At 67.2% G+C, this 21,081-nt stretch carries 16 protein-coding genes and 1 pseudogene; 9 read left to right on the top strand and 8 right to left on the bottom strand.

Features of this window, described 5'->3' with window-relative positions; translation table 11 throughout:
• Positions 1 to 21 precede the first annotated feature (21 nt).
• On the bottom strand, positions 22 to 1,470 hold the full coding sequence (locus ABZ348_RS02510; protein WP_358928511.1) for an amidase: 1,449 nt from the start codon (positions 1,468 to 1,470) through the stop codon (positions 22 to 24).
• Between the two features lie 352 nt (positions 1,471 to 1,822).
• On the opposite strand from ABZ348_RS02510, the gene ABZ348_RS02505 reads away from it, so the two are divergent.
• From ABZ348_RS02505 to ABZ348_RS02495, 3 genes are all read left to right on the top strand, one after another.
• Complete coding sequence (locus tag ABZ348_RS02505) at positions 1,823 to 2,254, top strand: aldehyde dehydrogenase family protein (protein WP_358928509.1); 432 nt, start codon at positions 1,823 to 1,825, stop codon at positions 2,252 to 2,254.
• A 25-nt stretch (positions 2,255 to 2,279) separates the two neighbouring features.
• Positions 2,280 to 2,642, top strand: a complete 363-nt coding sequence (locus ABZ348_RS02500) for a hypothetical protein (protein WP_358928507.1) — start codon at positions 2,280 to 2,282, stop codon at positions 2,640 to 2,642.
• A 104-nt stretch (positions 2,643 to 2,746) separates the two neighbouring features.
• Positions 2,747 to 4,024: a glutaminase gene (locus ABZ348_RS02495; RefSeq protein WP_358928505.1), complete on the top strand. Its 1,278-nt coding sequence runs from the start codon at positions 2,747 to 2,749 to the stop codon at positions 4,022 to 4,024.
• A gap of 422 nt (positions 4,025 to 4,446) precedes the next feature.
• Here the strand turns inward: ABZ348_RS02495 and ABZ348_RS02490 are convergent, their stop codons facing one another.
• Both ABZ348_RS02490 and ABZ348_RS02485 read right to left on the bottom strand, forming a co-directional pair.
• Positions 4,447 to 5,034 carry a hypothetical protein gene (locus ABZ348_RS02490; RefSeq protein ID WP_358928503.1) on the bottom strand — a complete coding sequence of 196 codons (588 nt, stop codon included), beginning with the start codon at positions 5,032 to 5,034 and terminating at the stop codon, positions 4,447 to 4,449.
• A 220-nt stretch (positions 5,035 to 5,254) separates the two neighbouring features.
• Positions 5,255 to 6,466, bottom strand: a complete 1,212-nt coding sequence (locus ABZ348_RS02485; RefSeq protein WP_358928501.1) for a S8 family peptidase — start codon at positions 6,464 to 6,466, stop codon at positions 5,255 to 5,257.
• A gap of 1,763 nt (positions 6,467 to 8,229) precedes the next feature.
• Here ABZ348_RS02485 and ABZ348_RS02480 point away from each other — a divergent pair.
• A complete protein-coding gene (locus tag ABZ348_RS02480; RefSeq protein ID WP_358928499.1) occupies positions 8,230 to 8,754 on the top strand; it encodes an FBP domain-containing protein in 525 nt (174 codons plus the stop codon).
• A gap of 270 nt (positions 8,755 to 9,024) precedes the next feature.
• Here ABZ348_RS02480 and ABZ348_RS02475 read toward each other — a convergent pair whose 3' ends face one another.
• The 4 genes from ABZ348_RS02475 to ABZ348_RS02460 all read right to left on the bottom strand — a co-directional run bounded on the left by ABZ348_RS02475 (position 9,025) and on the right by ABZ348_RS02460 (position 12,952).
• A complete protein-coding gene (locus tag ABZ348_RS02475) occupies positions 9,025 to 9,720 on the bottom strand; it encodes a hypothetical protein (protein WP_358928497.1) in 696 nt (231 codons plus the stop codon).
• A gap of 291 nt (positions 9,721 to 10,011) precedes the next feature.
• Positions 10,012 to 10,380: a VOC family protein gene (locus ABZ348_RS02470; protein ID WP_358928495.1), complete on the bottom strand. Its 369-nt coding sequence runs from the start codon at positions 10,378 to 10,380 to the stop codon at positions 10,012 to 10,014.
• 267 nt (positions 10,381 to 10,647) lie between these two features.
• Entirely contained in the window at positions 10,648 to 11,508 is an 861-nt protein-coding gene (locus ABZ348_RS02465) for a hypothetical protein (RefSeq protein ID WP_358928493.1), read from the bottom strand.
• A gap of 247 nt (positions 11,509 to 11,755) precedes the next feature.
• Positions 11,756 to 12,952 carry a helix-turn-helix domain-containing protein gene (locus ABZ348_RS02460; RefSeq protein WP_358928492.1) on the bottom strand — a complete coding sequence of 399 codons (1,197 nt, stop codon included), beginning with the start codon at positions 12,950 to 12,952 and terminating at the stop codon, positions 11,756 to 11,758.
• Positions 12,953 to 13,147: 195 nt separating this feature from the next.
• On the opposite strand from ABZ348_RS02460, the gene ABZ348_RS02455 reads away from it, so the two are divergent.
• From ABZ348_RS02455 to ABZ348_RS02445, 3 genes are read left to right on the top strand one after another with little or no spacing between them, the layout of a single operon-like run.
• On the top strand, positions 13,148 to 14,701 hold the full coding sequence (locus ABZ348_RS02455) for a GMC family oxidoreductase N-terminal domain-containing protein (protein ID WP_358928490.1): 1,554 nt from the start codon (positions 13,148 to 13,150) through the stop codon (positions 14,699 to 14,701).
• On the top strand, positions 14,701 to 16,413 hold the full coding sequence (locus ABZ348_RS02450; protein ID WP_358928488.1) for an aldehyde dehydrogenase family protein: 1,713 nt from the start codon (positions 14,701 to 14,703) through the stop codon (positions 16,411 to 16,413). The genes ABZ348_RS02455 and ABZ348_RS02450 overlap by 1 nt, the downstream gene beginning before the upstream one ends.
• Before the next feature lie 38 nt (positions 16,414 to 16,451).
• On the top strand, positions 16,452 to 18,008 hold the full coding sequence (locus ABZ348_RS02445) for a long-chain fatty acid--CoA ligase (RefSeq protein WP_358928486.1): 1,557 nt from the start codon (positions 16,452 to 16,454) through the stop codon (positions 18,006 to 18,008).
• A 116-nt stretch (positions 18,009 to 18,124) separates the two neighbouring features.
• Here ABZ348_RS02445 and ppk2 read toward each other — a convergent pair whose 3' ends face one another.
• Complete coding sequence (gene ppk2, locus ABZ348_RS02440; protein ID WP_358928795.1) at positions 18,125 to 19,090, bottom strand: polyphosphate kinase 2; 966 nt, start codon at positions 19,088 to 19,090, stop codon at positions 18,125 to 18,127.
• Positions 19,091 to 19,271: 181 nt separating this feature from the next.
• Here ppk2 and ABZ348_RS02435 point away from each other — a divergent pair, with 181 nt between their 5' ends.
• Together ABZ348_RS02435 and ABZ348_RS02430 are read left to right on the top strand one after the other, a co-directional pair.
• Positions 19,272 to 20,345 carry a PP2C family protein-serine/threonine phosphatase gene (locus ABZ348_RS02435; protein ID WP_358928484.1) on the top strand — a complete coding sequence of 358 codons (1,074 nt, stop codon included), beginning with the start codon at positions 19,272 to 19,274 and terminating at the stop codon, positions 20,343 to 20,345.
• Between the two features lie 408 nt (positions 20,346 to 20,753).
• A pseudogene (locus ABZ348_RS02430) lies at positions 20,754 to 21,074 on the top strand (winged helix-turn-helix domain-containing protein); the annotation flags it as partial.
• Positions 21,075 to 21,081: the final 7 nt, after the last annotated feature.

Here is a 21,081-nt window from a genome sequence, read left to right as displayed (position 1 = left end):
ATACTCGTCTCGCGATGCGCACTACCTCGGTGCCTGGAAGCCGCCGATCTTCTGCTCCAGCAGTTCGGCCAGCCGCAGCGGGGTACGGTCCTCGAACGCCGGACCGATGAGCTGCACTCCCACCGGAAGGCCCTCGGGGGACCGACCCGCTGGTACGGCGGTGGCGGGCAGGCCGGGCATGGTGGCCAGGCCAGCCCAGATGAGCTGGTCGAAGTACGGGTACCCGACACCCTCAATGTCCATCCGGCGTTCCAGTGGATTGTTGTCGTCGTGCGGGAACGCGGGAGTGGGCGTGATCGGACACACCACGGCGTCGAACTCGGCGAAGAGCCGCCGCCAGCCGTGGCGGTGCAACTCGCGACGGCTGTTCGCCTCGACCCAGTCCCGGTGGCTCAACACCATGCCGCGCAGCCGCGTCGCATCGAGACTCTGGTCGTCTGCGCTCAGCGCGGCGGCACGGGCCCGCAATTGCTCGTACGCGTCGACGGGAAAACGCGCAACGGAACCCGAGAACAGCAACAGCGTGTAGAGCACCGCGGCTTCGGTCAGATCGGGCAGCAACGGAGTGTGCCGTTCGACACGGGCACCGCCGTCGACCAGCGCATCGGCCACCCGGTTCACACCCGCCCGCACAGCGGACCCGGTCGGAATGAGTGGATGCTCGTCGACGACCAGGACCCGGAAGTCGCCGAGCCGCTCATGGCGGGCGGGCGGCAACGTCACGTGGTACGCCTTGCCGAGTGTCAGCGGGTCCGGTCCGGCCATGACGTCGAGCAGGAGCGCGAGGTCGCGGGCACTGCGCGCCATCGGGCCGACAACGGCGAGGTCGGCATCGGCCGGCAAGGCCGGTGCGGGCGGCGGGACCATGCCGCGGGTCGCCGCCAGTCCGAGTGTCGGCTTGTGCGCGTAGATGCCGCAGTAATGTGCGGGGGTGCGCAGGGAACCGGCGAGGTCGGAGCCGATGGACAGTGCACCGAATCCGGACGCCAGGGCCGCCGCTGATCCGCCGGAGGATCCGCCCGGCGTGCGATCGTGATCCCACGGGTTGTTGGTGGTGCCGTAGATCTCGTTGAAGCTCTGCCCATCTTGCAGGCCCAGGGGCACATTGGTCTTGCCGAGCACCACCGCGCCTGCGGCCTTGAGCCGCGACACCTGTACCGCGTCCTCGGCCGGTATGTAGTCCCGGTGTTGCGGCATTCCCCAGGTCGTGGGCAGCCCGGCGATGTTGTAGGACTCTTTGACCGTCACGGGTACACCGAGCAGCGGCCGGACCTCGCCGCGTGCGCGCGCCTGGTCCGCGCTGCGCGCTGCGGCCCGCGCACGGTCGAAGTCCGGCACACAGATCGCGTTGATCACCTTGTCATAGCGCTCGATGCGGGCGATCGCCTCGTCGGTCAGTTCCACCGAGGTCACTTCACCGGCACGTAAGGCAGTCACGAGTTCTTCTGCAGTCTGGAAGCTCCACGTCATGAAACCCACCGTACTGACCGCTGACAGAGGCCATAAAATGCCGATTCGCACAACGGGGTGGATGTCTCAACTCACCATGACCGGGCAGGTCGATGGATGGGTGTTCCAGGATCTCTCACCAGGGCGAAGGCTCATTTTGCGTGCTCCTCCGCGCCGCGTGACCGCGCGTGCACAGGGTGCCCAGCCGGAGAAGGAGTCGACACAGGGGTGAGTGCCGACTCTGGACCTCCGGGTGGGACTCTGAGCCCCCTTGGCGGTGCATCGTGTGGGTGGGGCGGGCTACAGGGTCTCGATGTGGTGCATCGGGCTCTAGCTCGACGGCGGAGCGTCCTGGGGGAGCGGGGTCACCAGGGTGCCCGGCGGCAGCCCGAGCTCCGTCTCCGCAGTGGTACGGGCCAGGTCTGCTATCGGTGAGGTACGGGCGTCGGCGCTGGTCCGTCGATGGCGACGAGGATGCGTACGGCCGCCGCCCACGGGTTGGCAGGCCATCGCCGACCCCCGGGTCCAGGGAGTCTCACTCCTGAACACCACCGGCGAGCGGCGCGGTGCCTACTTCCCTGCGGGGGTTCTCACCGGTCTCACCACCGAGCTCACTGCGGCCCGGGAAGAACTGTTCGACCCGGTGGCCATGGTCTTTCCGGCTGCCGACGAAGAGGACGCCGTACGGATCGCCAACGACACTCCTTGCGGCCTCGGCTCGTACGTCCTCACCACCGACCCGGCTCAAGAAGCTCATCCGGACCGTCGCCTGACCTGTTTCAGCGGCAACAGGAAGCCCTGCTGAGACTCCTCTCGGGCCGGATCGATCCATGGTGATCGGGAGTTCCAACGCAGCGGCAGCCCTCATGGACCGGGATACGGACAAGGCGGTTGACGCCGCTATGGACCCGGCGTGCAGGGCTGTGGAGAAGCTTGTCGACGCAGCCGACAAGTACAACGAGACGATCATCACGACAGGAATCACCGGCCGCCATCGGAAGCATCGCACGGGGCTCCAGCTCGCAGAGCTGACAGCCTCGATGCCCGCCCCTGCGGCCCGCCTGCCTCCACCCCGTCGAGCCCTCCTCACCGGCTCGGCGGGGATTCGTCTTGTCAAACGGCTACGCCGCGCGGTGAGCAGAGGAGGGCCGAGGGGGAGGAGTGCGGCTACGGTTCACGCATCGGCGTTGTGATTCGGTGAGGCGTCGACGCGTGTCAGGAAGGCACAAGCACCTCGACGGCCTTCAGCGCTGACGCCACGGCACGTTCATCGCCGGAAAGGTATGGAGGAAGACGCATGCGGTCGGTCATTCCCGACTATCTGGCCGAGGCCATCGGAGATGTCGCGTCGGACACTTCTGGACAGCTGGCGGACTACATTCCTGAGCTCGCCGCAGCGGACCCTGAGTGCCTCGGCGCGGTCTTCGCCACCGCTGACGGCGAGGTCTACGGTGCCGGCGATGTCGATACCGAGTTCACGATCCAATCGATCTCCAAGCCGTTCGCGTACGCCCTGGCACTGGCTGATCGCGGCTTCGGCCCGGTGCTCGCCAAAGTCGGTGTCGAGCCATCGGGAGAGGCGTTCAACCAGATCTCCCTCGAAAGCGATACCGGGCGCCCCTTCAATCCCATGATCAACGCCGGTGCGATCACCACCCACTCACTGGCTGGTCCGGAGGGCATGAATCCGACGGAGCGCGTGGAGCGTTTGGTCCGCGGTCTTTCGGCGTTTGCCGGTCGTACGCTGCGGGTTGATGAGTCGGTGTGCGTGTCGGAGATGGAGCACGCGCACCGCAACCTCGCCATCGCGTACATGCTCCGCGCCTACGGCATCCTCACCGAAGACCCCAGGGCCGTCGTCGAGGGCTACATCCGCCAGTGTTCCGTGCTCGTCACCGCGCGAGATCTGGCCATGATGGCCGCGACGTTGGCCAATCGCGGCGTAAATCCTCTCTCGGGCGAGCGAGTGGTAAGCGAACCGGTGGTGCGTCAGGTGCTGAGCGTCATGTCCACCTGCGGCATGTATGACGCGGCCGGTGATTGGGCGACCCAGGTCGGCATTCCAGCGAAGAGTGGCGTGGCCGGGGGCCTGATCGGAGCGCTCCCCGGCCAGATCGGCATCGCCACGTTCTCACCACGACTGGACGCCCACGGGAACAGCGTTCGCGGAGTGTCGCTCTTCGAGCGGTTCTCCTCCGACATGGGTCTCCATGTGATGGAGGTCCCCGCCGCTGCGCGTGCCATCGTGCGGTCCAACCACGTCGTCGGTGGCGGTGGACCACATGCGGTCCGGGTCCTGCAACTGCAAGGGGGGATCGGTTTTGCCGGAGCCGAGAGAGTCGTCCGGGAAACGGTGAACACCGCCCCCGCAGAGGTCAGGGTGGTTTTGGACCTCACCATGGTCTATTCGATCGACGACGTGGCGCGGCGCATGTTGTTGGAGGTCGTGCGCCGGCTCACGCTGGATGGTCACGAGGTGTACCTGGTCGACCCGGAATCGATCATGCCCGATCCCGATCCCGGCGATGGTGGCCGAGTCACCGTCGTCAGAGATGTGGAGCAAGCCGTGATGTGACCGCACGGGGTGGCCCGGCGCAAGAGCCGTCCGACGAAGAGAAAGACCTGGTGCATGGACAGCGAGCCGGTCACGTGTGTTCGTGCACCGGAGAACGTCACAGCCGCCCACCCTCGCCGGTCGCCTGGTGCGTCATTGGACACCGCGCTGGGCCAAGGGGGGAAACCCGGCGCCAGGAACGGCCGTTCACCCGATCAACTTTCCAGCGAGAGAGGGACAACCGGCCCCGGAGGTTGCCTCACACCGTCATTCGGCTCGCCTACGCTAGGAGACACCAGCAGGTTGGGTCCGGGGAACTGGCAACAGTTCACCACGCGATCCCGCCGGTGGGCATCTTCGCGAGTTCATGACTGTTCGCCGTTGCTTCTCGTGGGGCCGTCATCGCGCATGGCGGCCGGATCTGCGTGCCAAGGGAACTGGTGTCAGTACGCGCCGAAGGACCAGAAGACCCCGACCTCGTCGCCGGACACGGCGATGAGGCCCAGTTCTTCGAGCAGGTCGAGGCCATTGATGTACTCGCATGTGATGAACCCGTGGACACTCGTCCCTTTGAGGCCGGCCTGGACGAAGTCCCGGGCGGGGTCCGAGGCTGCGTCCCGGGCGTTCGTCCAGAACTGGGCGTCCGGGCCGTAGCGGTCCAGCAGGAACCGAGCGTCGGCCAGCAGAGCGTCGCGCTCCGGCCGGTCCCGGACGGGCCGGTCGTCGCCCCACTCCTCCGCCATGACGGCGAGTGCGGTGACGGCCCCCGCCGGTACCAGCTCGTGGAGGCGGTCCCGGAACCCGGCGGCGGGCGGCGGCTCGAAGGGGTACGCCGGCACGTCGTAGCGGGCATTGTTGTTGCGGTCGGCGTCGATCCGCAGCCACCCGCGTGGGTCCGGGACCTCGCGGTGCATCAGTACGAGCACGTCCTTGGCCCAGTCCTCGTGCTGGCGCGGACCGGTGGCGAGGAAGATGTACGGGTCCTCCAGCAGGCGCAGGGCCGCCGCGTTCCAGTCGTCTGCCGTGCTCATGCGTCAACCCTAGGCGGGCTCTTCCGCACCTTGCTTCCCAGTGGGTAGCTGGGGACTCCGGGTCCCACAGTTCGCGTACAAGGGGCCTGCACCTGTCCGAGGTGGTTCTTGACGTGGGAGAGGTTCGCGAGGCATCGGCGAGTGCCTCATCCGAAACGAGCCGGCAAGCGACGGAAGGCCCGTACGGAAGTGATTCCGTACGGGCCCGGTCGTGGTCTCGTTACGGTACGAGCCTCAGCAGCTTGTTCGGTGAGCCCGCTCCGATGGCGGTGAGAACGTTGGGCGTTGCACCGTTCACGAGTGCCGTTGCCACGGCCGCCGGGGAGGCGCCGGGGTGGTTGGTCAGATAGATCGCGGCGGCGCCGGAAACATGGGGCGCGGCGAAGGAGGTGCCGTTGCCCGTGTAGGTGGCGGTGTCAGAGTTGTTCCAGCCGGCCGTGATGTCGGAGCCCGGCGCGAAGATGTCCACGATGGGACCGTGGTTGGAGTAGGTGGCCTTGGCATCGGTCCTGGTCGTGGCACCCACGGTGATCGCGGTGGTCACCCGGGCGGGGGAGTAATTGGATGCGGGTGCACCCGAGTTGCCGGCGGCGATGGAGTAGGTGACGCCGGAGGCGATCGACCGTCGGACCGCATTGTCCAGTGTGGGGCTGGGCCCTCCGCCGAGCGATACGTTCGCGACGGAGGAGGCCACGTGGTTGGCGGTGATCCAGTCGACGCCGGCGATGACGCCGGCAGTGGTACCGGAACCGGTGTTGCCCAGGACCCGCACCGCGACGATCTTGGCCTTCTTCGCCACTCCCCAGGTGGTCCCGGCGGCGGTGGTCGCGACATGGGTGCCGTGCCCGTAACCGTCCTGGGCGATGGGGTCGTTGTCGATGAAGTCGTAGCCGTTGAAGGCACGACCGGCGATGTCCTGGTGGGAGATGCGGACCCCGGTGTCCAGGACGTAGATGGTCGTGTTGATGCCCGCCGAGTCCGGGTAGGTGTACGTACCGTTCAGCGGGAGGTTCGCCTGGTCGATCCGGTCAAGGCCCCAGGGTGCGTTGTACTGGGTTGCGGTCGAGTGGACCTTCTGGTCCTGCTCGACCGAGGCGACCGCCGGGTCGGCGGCGAGCCGCCTGGCCTCGGTGCTGCTGAGGGCGGCGGCATAGCCGTTCAACGCCGAGGTGTAGGTGCGCTTGATCTGGCCGCCATAGCTGGCTATCAGTTGCTTGCCGCGGGCGGTGGACGCCGTGAAACCAGCGGTCTCCTTCAGTGTGACGATGTAGCTCCCCGGCACCGCGCCAGTGGCTCCGGCCTGCAGGATTCTGCCCTCGGGCTGGGCCGCCTGGGCGGGTAAGATCGCGCCCGCTCCGGCTGCCAACGCCACAGTCGCCACGGTGGCTACCGCTGCGACGATCCGCCGCTTGGTGTTGCGCACTGCTGCCATCGAGTGGTCCTCCTCGAACGGTGGCGCGCCAGGAGTACACGCGCCCGCTGGGTGCGGCGTACTGGGTTTGTACGCCGCGATTGACGATGGCGCGGCGCTCTCGGGCAGGGCAAGCACGAACGGGAGGTTGCCATGAGCACGACACGATGCCACTCGCCCGTCAACTCGGCTTTACACGCGGCAATATGAACGTCGTCTTGTGTGCACGATCCAACCGGCCCGGCCTACGGGCTGCGGAGCACGCTGGACGGCTGGGGGATCACTCCTCCCCGGGTACCGGCGTGACGTCCACCGTCCGTTTGGGACCACGAGTCCTTGAACCACCGAGGTCGGGCCACTCCACCGCTCGGCTTGCGATTTCGCCCCGACAGGCACCCGCCCACGGCTCCCAAACAACGGGTGCTCTTCAGAGCATCCAAGGAGAGGAGGACACTGCACGTATGACCCTACCCAAAACGCATCATTGCTCAGCCTGCTCGGACGGTGCTGCGACGGAGACAGTCGTTCATGAGGACCTGGTCGTCGGAGCACCCCTGTCCATGGAAGATCTCACCGATGCAGAGCGCCTCGATCGGTTCGCTCGCAAGTACGCCCACGACGGTTGCCAGGTCAAGGAGGTCCGGCGGGTCACACAGGACAGCTTGAGCGGCTACGCCTGGTCCGTTCGTTTCACGGAGAGCCCTTGACATACTGTCACCGGGCGGCCCGGGGCGAGCGATGCGCGGAGGCATCCGGCCGCTGAACATGCGCTTCGCCTAGTGGACGCGAGCCCCTGTCTGCCTGGGCGGGGGCCTCGCGTGCCGGGCACTCGTCACGGCCGACATCCACCGCCTGCACTAGGCCCTTCTTTCGGATCTTGCTGGGCTCGCGTGCCCTGGCACCGCGCCTCGCCGCGTTGTCGTCAATCACCAATGCTCCGCAGTGATTCATTCCTCCGCCTTGCGATCCACGGCACCAGACCCCGCTCCCTGATCCAGCCTGATCCAAAAGAAGGACCCTAGAGGGACACTTCTCATGTCGGGCCGCTGGTAGGCCCACTCGTCCATGAGATCGTGTTCGATAACTCGTTGGCGCCTGTCTGGCGGCCATTGATACTCTCGCCGAGTACCTTCGATAGTGCTTTCTGGCTCCCGCTGTGCCCTGGAGAAAGATCTTTATGTTTCGGCCCGCGCCGAGCGCGCCTCGCTGCACCGCATAGCCGTCCGTCCCTTTGACGTCGTCCTTCCCCGACGGTGGACCGGACGTGATTTTCCGGTGCTCTGAACCAGCCCCCGCCTCCTGAGTTCGCATGACCATCGCGACGTACGGGCGGGTGCCTTCGTCGAGCCGCTCGGCCTGCTCTTGCTGTCATATCGACTTCTCAGCAAGGAGCCCCGAGTGTCCAGCAACAGAAGGACTCTCCCAACCACCCAACACGCAGTCTTGACGACCACGTTCACCTGCCAGTGGAACGTCCGGACCGAATCCACAGTCAACGGCATCTGGTGGCGGCTACGCGCCGACTCTCATACGCCTCAAGGTCAAACCGCTGAGGCACGCCAGTCTCGTTTCTCGTATGTTGCTCACGCCGTGACCGAGGCCCCGCCTCGCAGCGCCGTGTCACAACGAGTCGACGCTGGAAGTGCTCCGTTCACACGGTCCTCTCGGCCTTGTTCACACCGACGATGCGCGGCAAGCCCGCGCCACATCACCGGGACGTGTGAACGTACGTCAACCTCAGCACGGTGTGCAGTGGAAACGGACGCGAATCGCAGGGAGAAGCCATGCGCCCGATGACTCGGGAAGAGGTGCGCGGCGCGATGGTGAACCTGGATCCGACCGAGCACAAGGTTCGCCTGCCGACCTGGTTCGACGACGTCCGATGGGCCCGAATCGACTACCTCGGGTGGCGAGATTTGCGTTCCCCGCAACGTGCCTACCTCGTCACCGAGGCCGACGGCCAGGCGCTGGGAGTTCTGCTGAGGCAGGCTCCGAACCACGCGGCACACCAATCGCGCGCGACGATGTGCGACCTGTGCCGGTCCGCCCGCCGGTTCAACGAGGTTTCCCTGTTCACTGCTCGACGCCCGTCCCGCGACAAACGCGAACGGCTGAACACGGTTGGCCTTCTGCTGTGCACCGATCTCGACTGTGCGGTGAAGCTGCACAGCAAGCCAATCCGTCAGCCCTTCGATCCCCCAGTCGATGAAATCATCGAGACCCGCCGTGTGGGCATGCGTTCCCGCACGATCACCTTCATACGTTCGGTGTCCGACACCCAACGAAACACGAAGAAGAAGACGATGTGATCACTACGGGAACCGTTGAGCCTCTCTCGGTACCCGTGGAGTTGGCCACACAGTCAGCTCGCACACGTCCGGCCATCTGACGCTGGATGCGGCTGAACTCTTGGGCGGGGCAGGCTCTGCGAAGGCCGGTCTCGACATTGGTCCGAGTTCTGTAGTGAGCTCGGACCAATGTCGAGGGGCCGTATGGCTCGGTGCCTTGAGCGAACCAAAGCGCTGATCATGCTCATCTGGGCGGGCCGGGTGGACGTGTCTTCGGCCGGCCCGGTGCCTTCAGTTGTCGGGGGTCACTCGTGGGGACGAGCTCATGTTGTTTCGGGCGTCCACCGCGACGACGGCAAAGCGTGTTCCGACTTGAACCGGCTGGAGACTCGTCCAGGTGTTCACCGTCAGTGGGGGCCCCATGAGTTCTACGAAGCAAGGGGCAGTGGGCTCGGATCCGCACATGGCGATCCGGTAGCCGACGGTTTCAGTGTCGCCCGGCTGCTTGGCGTCCCAGTTGAGGGTGACTACCCCGGCCGCGTTCCGAGTTGCGGTGACACCGGTGGGGGCCGGCGGTGGGTTGAGGTCATTGGAGACGGCGGCGGCCGGAGTCGAGGCCGCTGACTCGTTACCGGCCCTGTCCACCGCAGTGACCACGTAGTAGTAGGTCGAGCCGGTGGCTTTGGGCATGTCATTGCGAAAGGTCGGGGCGATCGGGTTCAAACCACCGATTCGGTGGGCGGGATCACGCGGCACCGGTGTGGTCGCGGCCCGATACAAGCGATAGCCGGCCAGATCCGGAGCGGCGACGGCATTCCAGAGGATCTTTACCTGACGCCGGTCGACCGCTGTTTGCACCCCTGTGGGGGCGGGCGGGGCCGTGACATCGGCCGGGGTCAGGACCGCGGACTGCACTGGCCCCGGCCTGGCGGAGGCGGATGCAGCGGTGACCGGCAGCACCGTCAGAACCATGCCCGCGACCGCCACCCGCGCCACGCGGCCGTATGGAGAAGCCATCATCGATCCCCCAACATCTGGTTGATTTCCAGTATCTGACCACAACGCTTGTCCCAAGTGCACTGGCATTTAAGGCCGATGGCGCCACATCGCATCGATCTCCACCGAGGCACAGAGACATCCTCCGCGCACGTGGTGTGCCCCATGAGTGGCTGCTGTGGCTTGCCCGGTCTTCCCCGGTCCTGACGAACCCGGAGGCCGGTAGCGCCCACTGACCTCTACGGTCGGGGTCCATGAACAGCGCATGTCCCCGGAACAGCGTCACGGGGACGGGATCGGCTGAGTGAGGTTCACCGGGTTGCCGTCCGGGTCCTGGATGTGGGCGACGCGCTGTCCCCACGGCATATCGTTGGGACCGCCGCGGACCGAGCCGCCGAGTGCCTCCACCCGGCCGAGCGTCCCGTCGACGTCGTCGACGCCGATGCTGAGCAGGATCCGCGACCCAGCCTCGGTCCCCGCGTCCGTCCTGGTGACCAGCCCCAGGTCGGTGTCTCCGATGCGCAAGCCGACGTAGAAGACCGGACCTTCCGCCGGCACCCGGGAGATCTCCTCAGCGCCGAACAGTTTGGTGTAGAACGCGATCAGAACGTCCTGTTCGGCGGTAATGATCACTGGCTGGATGGTGGACATGGCACTCCTGTCGAGAACGGTCGAGTCGCTGGGTAGACCGTTCCAGGACCATAAACTCATCGGTGGATCCACCCGGGCCGGGCGATCCCAACACGGACAGCCGCACACGATCGGCACGAGCACCCCGAAAACAAGGTCACACCACCCCACCGACCAGCCACTTCAAGATGGCCTAGCTTCGCTGATGCCCGCCCGGGCTGGCCGAGGAGTTCGGCCTGAAGGGGGCCCCGGTGAGCCGTTCTCAACGAGAGCTATGAAGCGGTGTGATCAGCGCGCTCCGGGCTCGTCCGGCAATCGCACGACGGCGGCACTGGTTTCGGACTCGCCGAACACCCAGCCTGCAACGAGCGAACACCCCACCGTTTCCAGGACATCGGGCCCCGGCCAGTAGTCGGTGCCAACATAGAAGCCGCCCTCGGAACGCGCGTCGTTCTCGGTGACGCAGAGCATCCGGAGATGGTCCCGGAGCGCGGCATGACCGACCGCGCCCAGTCTTTCCTCCCAGGTCTCTTCGACGGCGGGAGTGTGCCTCATGTCGTTCACCGACACGAGATGTTCGGGGCCGCGCTCCGTGAACGTGGCGGCCCGCATTGCATCGGTGAGGGTGCCATCGGTGGCGACACGCAGCAGCACCCCCAGCCAGCAGTTCAGCTTCTTCGACTCCTCCTTGGTCAGGTCGACCCCATGGCGGCCTAGGAGCGGTCCCAGCACTGCGCCGGGCACCAGCACGTGGCCGTCTTCATCGACCGAGGCGACGGCCCGCAGGTCGGTGACGAAGGCGTCGTCGAACGGCCTGGGGCCCTTGTGCCCGCCCGTGCCCCACGGTCCCGTCCCTGCCACGAGTTCGGCGTCGAAGTGGAACAGCGACTCGCTCAGGTCGAACCGCCACGTCCAAGGGGAGAAGGGGTACTCACCATCCGGATTCGGCAGCTGTCTCGGTTCTCCAGACATCATCGCGTCAGGGGTGGCCCAGCGATTGGGGAACAGGAACTCTTCGAAGGGGGCGTGGTAGACCCCGTATCTGGCAGCGGGGTCAACGGCCGGCCGTCCGCCGAGCAATATCTCGAAGGCGCTGACCAGCGCAGCATCCCACCCGCCTGGGTCAGCCGTCGAGGCCGTCTCGGGCATCACGATGAGCACTCCTTGATGTTGTTTCGTGTGGGTTGACGAAAGGTACTCCCGGCGCCCCTGCCAAAGTCCACCACACGCGCGGACACGATGCTCTCAGACCCGTTGCCCACCGGCACCGGTGAAACACGGAACCTCGTTGCGTACGAAGCGGCCTCGCCGAACGCCGCGCCCATGGCGGCCGGGGAGGCCGGAGTGGGAATTGCTGACATGTGCGGGGGCGGGGTTCCGCGCCGGGCGGCGTCTTCTACCCTCTGGAACCGGTGCCTCCCGCCAGCCGTACCGCCCGGAGCGCGATGTACAACTCTGCACAGGAGTCCGCGTCCGTGGTCCGGCGACCGGTCAGGGCAGCGATCTGATTAAGCCGGTACAGCACAGTGTTGCGGTGACAGTTCAGCTGCTCGGCGGCCCGTGTGGTCGAACCCCCGGCGGTGAACCAGGTCTCCAAGGTGTCCAGCAGCAGTGTCTGCTCGGTGTCGGGAAGACCGAGCAACTGGCCGAACACTGTACGTGTCACCTCCGCCGCGATGTCAGGGGAAGCCGCTGCCAGCAAGGCGATCGGCGAACTGCCGTAGACGTGGGTCCCGTTGGTACCGGGCGGCAGGCACTGGGCCGCCATCTGAGCCTCCCTCCAGGCGCTGGGCGCCTGTGCCGGAGAAGTGAAGGGGCGACTGACACCGACACGGGACATGGCCGACCGGGCGAGCTGCTCGCCTGCCGTGGTCGCAGCGTGCTCGTTCGGAAGGGCGAGCAGCCCGACCCGGGTGCCGATCTGCTGGATCCACTCCGAGCCGATCCCTGCGGTCCGCAGTCGGGTGTCCACCGCGGGAAGGGGCTCGGTGCCGTCGTTGATCTCGGCGCACACCACCAGGAACGGGCCCTGCCGGTCCAGGCCCAGCACCCGCACGGTTTCCCACGCCCCAGCGCCGTTCCCGGCGCTGCCGTCGAGGAGGGTGGTGAGCATGACGCTCCGGGCCGCCGCGTCCCGGCGTGACTGCTCCTCCACGGTGGTCCGGTACGCCTCGGCGGCGGCGCCCGAGCACTCGTCGATCACCACCCAGATACCGGACGCCATGTGGAGCAGCTTGGTGGCGCTGTCCTCCGCCATGGCCATGGCGAGCAGTCGGTCCCAGATGAAACGCCCGGCCAGCCGGAAGGCATGCAGCAGAGCAGCGAGGGGGATGCCCTTCTCTGCCTTCAACCGACCGGCGGCGCGGGGTGCGTCCAGCGGCGTGGGGCGCCCTTGGAGCGCGGTGAGCATCGTCCGCAGATTGTCGTGGACGGCGTTGTGCAACTGATCATGGCTGAGCAGGGTGCTCTCGACGTATTGGTGCTCACCGCTGAGGATCTCGGCGGTGAGCTCGTCCGTGAGGTGGTCCACCGAGGCGAGCAGCCTCCCGACCAGCTCCGCGATGTGCTCGTCGGCACCCAGCGCTGTCGTCATGGGGTGAGCGTAAACCCTTGTCGATTGTGCACGGGCACAATGAGCGGCCCGTTTTTCCCGCCCACCGCCTATGGCGGTGTGCCGGTAACGCAGCAAACATACCGGTCAACGACGTTCCCCATGATCCGTAGATGTGGCGTTCGCACAGTCGGAGCCCGATCAGGGGACGGATCAGAGCTGGTCAAAGGAGATCGGATGAACACCTACGACTACGTCGTCGTCGGGGCGGGCTCCGCGGGTTGCGTTCTCGCCGCCCGGCTGTCCGAAGACCCCGGGGCACGGGTGGCACTGATCGAGGCGGGCGGACCCGACACGGCCCAGGAGATCCATGTGCCTGCCGCCTTCAGTCAACTGTTCAAGAGCGACCTCGACTGGGACCTCGACTCCGAGCCCGAACCGGGCATCGGAGGCCGTCGAGCCTACTTGCCGCGCGGCAAGGTGCTCGGCGGATGCAGCTCCATCAACGCGATGATCTACATCAGGGGCAACCGGGCCGACTACGACGGCTGGGCTGCCGACGGTGCAGACGGCTGGTCCTACAACGACGTCCTGCCCTACTTCCGGCGCTCCGAGGACAATCTTCGCGGCGCGAACGCCTTCCACGGCACGGGCGGCCCACTGACCGTCTCCGACAGCAGGTCGAACCATCCCCTGGCCACGGCCTTCGTGGAGGCCGCCATCAGCGCGGGGCACCGACGCAACGACGACTTCAACGGCGAGAGCCAACTCGGCGTCGGCCCGTACCAGCTCACCCAGCGCGACGGAATGCGGTGCAGCACATCCGTCGCCTTTCTCCACCCGGCCATGCGGCGTCCGAACCTCACGGTCCTGTCCGGAGCCCGCACCGACCGCGTGGTGATCGAGAACGGCCGGGCCACCGGTGTGGAGGTGACCCGGGAGAGCGGCACCGAGGTGATCACCGCGGCACGCGAGGTGATCCTCTCCGCCGGTGCGTACGAGTCCCCGAAGCTGCTGATGCTGTCCGGCGTGGGACCAGCCGACACACTCGCCGCCTTCGGCATCCGCGTACTGGCCGATCTGCCGGTGGGGGAGGGGCTTCAGGACCACTACATGACCCTGCTGAACTTCCGCACCGACGCAGAGTCGCTGATGACGGCGGCGAGCCCGGCCAACGCCGAACTCCTCCAGAGCCAAGGGCGGGGCCCGTTGACATCGAACATCGGTGAGGCGGGCGGCTTCTTCCACAGCCGCGACGGCCTGGCCGCCCCCGACGTGCAGTTCCACATGGCCCCCGTCCTCTTCCACCAGGAAGGGTTGGGTCCCATCACCGAGCACGGCTTCGCCTTCGGGCCCTGCGTCCTCGCGCCCACCAGCCGCGGCCGGGTGACACTGCGCGCCGCCCGTCCGGACGCCGCACCCCGCATCACCCACAACTACCTGACCACCGCCGAGGACCGGGCCGCCATCGTCGCCGGCATCCGCATCGCCCTGGACATCGCGGCGCAGGCTCCGGCCGCCAAGGTCATCACCGGCCCCTACGACGTCCCGGACTCCGACTCCGACGCCGACCTGCTCGCCTGGGCCCAGCGTTCGGGGATGACCCTCTACCACCCGACATCAACCTGTGCCATCGGCCGTGTCGTCGATCCGGAGCTGCGGGTGTACGGCGTGGACGGGCTGCGGGTCGTCGACGCGTCCGTGTTCCCGTCGGTGCCGAGGGCCAACACCAACGCGCCCACCATCATGGCCGCCGAGAAGGCCGCCGACCTCATCAAGGGAGCCGTGTGATGACGACATCGTCACCCGCAACCGATCAGCGAGCGGCGGCCGACCGCGCCATCGCCGACCTCGTACGGGGCGAGTCGGTGTGGGCCGCCCGCGGGCTCGCCCAGCGCCGGGAACTGCTGGAACGCGTACACACCGCGGTCGGGGAGCAGGCGGCGGCATGGGTGAGCGCCGCCGCCGCGTACAAACGGCTCCCCGAGGGCAGCCAGCTGATCGGCGAGGAATGGATCACCGGTCCTTACCCCGTCCTGACCGGAACCGGGGCGCTGGCCGCGAGCATCCGGGCGCTGGAGGCGGGCGGCAGCCCCGTCGACGCCTTCACCACCCGCCCGGCCCCCGGCGGGCGGGTCGCCGTACGGGTCCTGCCGCACAGCGTCTACGATCGGCTCCTGCTGAGCGGGTTCAGCGCCGAAGTGTGGATGCCCCCGGGCGTCACCACCGCGGAGATCCGGAGCCGGGCGGGCCTGGCTCTGCGCCGACCGGAAGAGACCGGCGGCGTCGGGGTGGTCCTCGGCGCCGGGAACATCACCTCCATCCCGGTCCTGGACGTGCTCTACGAGCTCTACGCCCACAATCGGGTCGTCGTCCTGAAGCTCAATCCGGTCACCGACGGACTGCTCCCGGTGTTCCGGGCGGTGCTCGCCCCACTGATCGACATCGGTGCGGTCCGTGTACTGACCGGTGGGCCCGACATCGGCGCCCATCTCGTCCACCACCCGAGCGTGAGCCACGTCCACATGACCGGCAGCGCGGCGACCCACGACGCGATCGTCTTCGGCACGGGCACCGAAGGCACGAACCGCAAGCGCGCCGGGACCCCGCTGCTCGACAAGCCGGTGACCAGCGAACTGGGCGGCGTCTCACCCACCATTGTGCTCCCGGGAACCTGGTCAGACGCCGATCTCCGCTTCCAGGCCGAACACGTGGCCACCCAGCGGCTCCACAACGGGGGCTACAACTGCGTGGCGAGCCAGGTAGTGGTCATCAGCTCCCAATGGGCCCAGAAGGACCGCTTCCTGGTGCATCTGCGAGCGGCACTGGCCAAGGCCCCGGACCGGCCGGCCTACTACCCGGGCAGTGACGACCGGCTGGCGGGAGCACTCGCCGAATACAGCGGTGCACGCCGGATCGGTGACCGCGTCCTCATTGAAGGGCTCGACGCCGGGACACCGGAACCCGCCCTGACCACCGAGTACTTCGCTCCGGTGCTGGGCGTCCTCGAACTGCCCGGCACCCCGGGAGCATTCCTGGACGAGGCGGTCGACACCGCGAACGAGAAGTTCGCCGGAACTCTGGGCGTCAACCTCATCGCCCACCCCCGTACCATCACCGCCCTCGGCCCCGCCCTGGACGACGCGATCGCCCGGCTGCGCTACGGCACGGTCGCCGTCAACGCCTGGACCGGTGTCGGCTATCTGACCGCAACCGCCAGTTGGGGCGCCTTCCCCGGCCACACGATCGACGACGTACAGAGCGGCATCGGCGTGGTCCATAACGCCGTCCTCCTGGACGGCCCGGAACGCACGGTGGTGCGCGGCCCGTTCCGTCCCGCGCCCCGCTCGCTGCTGACCGGTGAGCCGTCGCTGTCCCCGAAGCCGCCGTGGTTCGTGACCAACCGGACCGCCGCGACAACCGGACGGCTGCTCGCAGACTTCGCAGCCGCGCCCCGTTGGTCTGCCCTGCCCGCGATCTTCGCCTCCGCATTGCGCGGCTGACCCCCCGTCCGTACCGCGCCAGACACCGGAGGAACACCATGCTCAACTTGGCCGTACTACTGGAGGACACCGCCCGCGAGCACCCGGATCGCGACGCCCTCGTCCTCGACGGCACCCGGTTGACCTATGCGGAGGTCAATGAGGCCGCCGCCCGGGTCGCGGCAGGGCTCGCGGCCCGTGGGATCGGCCGCGGCGACCGGGTCGCCCTGAGCTGCCCCAACCTGCCGTCCTTCCCCATCGTCTACTTCGGCATCCTCAAAGCCGGGGCGACGGTGGTACCCCTGAACGTCCTGCTCACCGATCGCGAGATCACCTACCACCTCCAGGACTCGGGAGCGAAGGCGTACTTCTGCTTCGAGGGCACCGACCGACTCTCGATGGGAAAGTCCGGCCGCACAGCCTTCGACGCGGTCCCCGATTGTGTGCACTTCGTTGTGATCGAAGCCGGCACGGAAGACGCTTCAGCCCGCGAAGCGGCGCCCACACTGGCGGAGTTCACCGCAGAGGCACCCGCCGGGTTCGACACCGTACCCACCGAGGAGACGGACACGGCGGTCGTCCTCTACACCAGTGGTACGACCGGCAGTCCCAAGGGCGCCGAACTGACCCACAGCAACATGGTGCAGAACGCGCTGCTCTCCAATCGGCTGTTCGGTACCACTCCCGACGATGTGCACCTGGTCGCGCTTCCGCTCTTCCACTCCTTCGGCCAGACCGTGCAGCTCAACGCTGGCTTCGCGAGCGGCGCAACGGTCGTGCTACTGCCCCGCTTCGAGCCGGGTGCCGCACTGTCCGCGATGGAACGCGAGAAGGTGACCTTCTTCGCCGGGGTCCCCACGATGTACTGGGCGCTACTGACCCACCAGTCGGCCGAACCGTTCGATCCGACCGGCATCGCCCGGAATCTGCGGATCAGTGTCTCCGGTGGCTCTGCCCTACCGGTCGAGGTGCTGAAGTCGTTCGAAGAACGCTTCGGTGTGCCGATCCTCGAAGGCTACGGACTCTCCGAGACCAGCCCGGTCGCCACCTTCAACCGCCGGGACCAGACGCGCAAACCGGGGTCCATCGGCCGTCCGGTCTGGGGCATCGAGGTGCGGATCGTACGGGACGACGGAACGGAGGCCGAACCGGGCCAGCCAGGTGAGATCCGCATCCGCGGCCACAATGTGATGAAGGGCTATCTCAACCGGCCGGAGGCGACCGCGGAGGCAATCGACCAGCAAGGCTGGTTCCGCACCGGTGACATCGGTCGACGCGACCCCGAAGGCTTCCTCTTCATCATCGACCGCACCACCGACCTCATCATCCGGGGCGGCTTCAACGTCTACCCCCGCGAACTGGAGGAGATGCTGCTCACCCATCCGGAAGTGAGCCTGGTGGCCGTGGCCGGAGTACCGCATCCAAGCCATGGCGAGGAGGTGAAGGCGTACGTCATCCGCGCACCGGGAGCCGCCGTCACCGAGGACGAACTCATCCGGTGGTGCAAGCAGAACATGGCCGCGTACAAGTACCCCCGGATCATCGAGTTCCGTGACACCCTCCCGATGACCGCGACCGGAAAGATCCTCAAGCGGGAGCTGTCGACCCCCCGCTGAACCCCGGCGGAGGCGGGCGCAAAGCGCCGCGCTCACCGATGCGAGCGGACCTCACGGCAGTGCTCGCCCGCCCTGTCGGGTCAGGAGCTCCGATCCGTCGTGGCGACGGATGCCGGTCAGCCCATGCGCGAGTGCTGCGGATGACTTCCGGGGCCGAGAGACGGGCCGGCAAGCGGAGTGGGGGAGAGGGCGACATCCTCCTCTCCGGCTTCCAAGAGGGTATCGGCGGCGCCCACGATCAGCGGGTCCGGCCGCCCCACCGCCGAGGCGTCCTTGCGGTCGTAGTCGATGCGCGCCAAGAGGCTGCGGATCGCCTCCAGTCGCGCCCGTCGCTTGTCGTTGCTCTTGACGACGGTCCAGGGCGCGTGCACGGTGTCGGTCGCCCGGAACATGTCGACCTTCGCGGTCGTGTACGCGTCCCACAGGTCCAGCGAGGCCAGGTCGGTTGGCGACAGCTTCCACTGCCGCACCGGGTCCACCTGCCGAATCGCGAAACGGGTGCGCTGCTCGGCGCGCGAGACGGAGAACCAGAACTTCACCAGCAAGGTCCCGTCGGCCACCAGCATGTGCTCGAACGCGGGGCACTGCTCCAGAAACAGCTCGTACTCATCCTGGGAGCAGAAATCCATCACCCTCTCGACCCCTGCGCGGTTGTACCAGGAACGGTCGAAGAAGACCATCTCACCGGCGGTCGGCAGATGGGCGACATACCGCTGGAAGTACCACTGGCCGGCCTCCTGATCGGTCGGCTTGTCCAAGGCGACCACCCGAGCCCCCCGTGGGTTGAGCCGCTCGGTGAACCGCTGGATCGTGCCACCCTTGCCGGCGGCATCTCTCCCCTCACAGACCACCACCAGCCGAGCCCCCGTGCTCTTCACCCACCGCTGAAGCTTCAGCAGCTCGATCTGTAGGACCCGCTTGGCTTGCTCGTACTCACTCCGCCCCACCTTCCGGTCGTACGGATAGTTCTCCCGCCAGGTCCGTATCGGGGCGCCCCCCGAGTCCAGCAGCACCGGCTGTTCCGGCCGCTGAACGTCCACGCTCAGCCCCTCCAGCAGGTCATCGGCCTTGGGCTGCAACATCTCTCGCTCGTTCACCTCCCGCTCCTACCCCACCTGCACGCAATACTCGTCCGGGGAAGGGGGCGTCCTGATTTCAGCGTTGTGCCGTGCCATGACGCAAGGGTGAAGGTAGGGGCAAGGGGTAGCCACGACGGGTGTGGGGCGGGTTTGGGGTGGGATGGATGCGGTTAGGGCTGGGAAGGTGGACCGCCTGACTGCTCAGTGGCCTTATATGCGGTGGCTCCCGCTGACCATCATCGTCGTCACTGCTGCCGTGGACGCGGCTACGCCTGCCGCCTACACGGGGGTCCCTCTCATCGCGTCCGCTTGCGTACTCGCCGGTGCGACGCTCACCTTCCGCGCCACGGCATGGACCGGCGTCCTCGCGCTGGGTACCACCCTGCTCGTCAACTGGCACCTGGGCCTGCTGCGACAGGCCGATGGCTGGGACGAGGTGTTCAACATCGTGCTCTCCGTGATCATCGGCCTCGATGTGAACCGCATGCTCGACCGCTACACCAGGAGACTCGCGACGGTCCGGTCCGTGGCAGCAGCCATACAGCGCGCCGTGCTGCCCGAACCGCCCACCCGCGTCGGACCACTGACGGTGGCGGCCAGGTACGAGGCAGCGGACGCGGAGGCACGGATCGGTGGAGACGCCTACGCAATCCAGGACACCCCCTACGGAGTGCGCATCCTGATCGGTGATGTCCGCGGCAAGGGGATCGGGGCGGTGTCCACCACCTCCACTCTGATCGGTACCTTCCGTGAGGCCGCCTACCACGTGCCCGACATCCAGGAACTCGGTGTGCGACTGGAACAGTCCCTCGAACGCGACCGATACCAGAGCCCCGGCCCCGACCACGACGAGGACTTCACCACCGCCCTCATCGCCGAGATCGACCACCAATCCCACTCACTGAAACTCATCAACCGGGGCCACCCCAACCCCTACCTCGTTCGCGCAGGTCAGGTCACCGAACTCATCGCCGCCACCACCGATCTGCCACTGGGTATGGGAAGTCTCGCCGCCCACCGCACCACACCCGACGAGTTCTTCCTCGAACCCGGGGACACACTGCTTCTGGTCACCGACGGTGTCACCGAGGCCCGCAACCCCCTCGGGGTCTTCTACGACCCCACCGGTCTCCACCTCCCCAACGGCGCCCCGCCCACACCGGCGACCGTACTCGTCTCACTCGCCGACTCGGTCCATCTCTGGACAGGAGGCCCCCGGGACGACGACATGGCCACCCTCGCGGTCACCATCGCCTGAACACCCGAAACCCACGCCGAAGCCAGCAGAGTCGGTTGGCCGCGAACCCTCCCGGGGCTGATGGGACCCACCCGGACGACGGTGCCACGGCCGGCGCCGACGGCCGGGCTGCGCCGCAGGAACTGCCGTTGTGGTCTGCTCGCTCCTGCGCCTGTCAACGCCATCGCGTAGGGAACCCGTCAAGAGGGGGACGAAATGCGTATGAGCAACGTCAAGGAAGCCCGGACGGGTTGGGGCGGGAGGTTTCCTCAAGTTGCCTCTTCACCACCAGAGTTCCGGCCCCGTTCGACCGAGTGCCAAGAACCCGCTGCGTGGAACGTGGGGGGCGAGGAGCTCCAACGGCCGGAGGGGCTGTGCGGGCCGTCGGCCCCGGTGTGATGTCGCGGTGGTGGCCCGCACGGAACAGAAGGGCGTGGAACAGACGACATCCGGCTCGTCGCGACCGAGAACTTCACGGTGGACCTGCTGGGCAACAGGGTCAGACAGCGGGGAAGCGACGTCCGCCTCACCGCGACTGAGTGGCAACTCCTGGAGGCGTTGGTGCGGCGTCGGGGACGACTGGTCGGCCAGGATGAACTGCTTCAGGAGGTGTGGGGGGATTCCTTCGGTACGCAGGGCAACCATCTCCGCGTCCTCATGGCCTGTCTGAGGCGCAAACTCGAAGGAGACCCCGCGCACCCCCGGCACTTCATCACCTTCCCCGGTGTGGGATACCGGTTCGAAGTCTGAGACTGAC

The sequence above is a fragment of the Streptomyces sp. NPDC005963 genome, from assembly GCF_040638655.1.
Taxonomy (GTDB): Bacteria; Actinomycetota; Actinomycetes; order Streptomycetales; family Streptomycetaceae; genus Streptomyces.
This window is presented reverse-complemented; position numbering and strand designations above follow the sequence as displayed.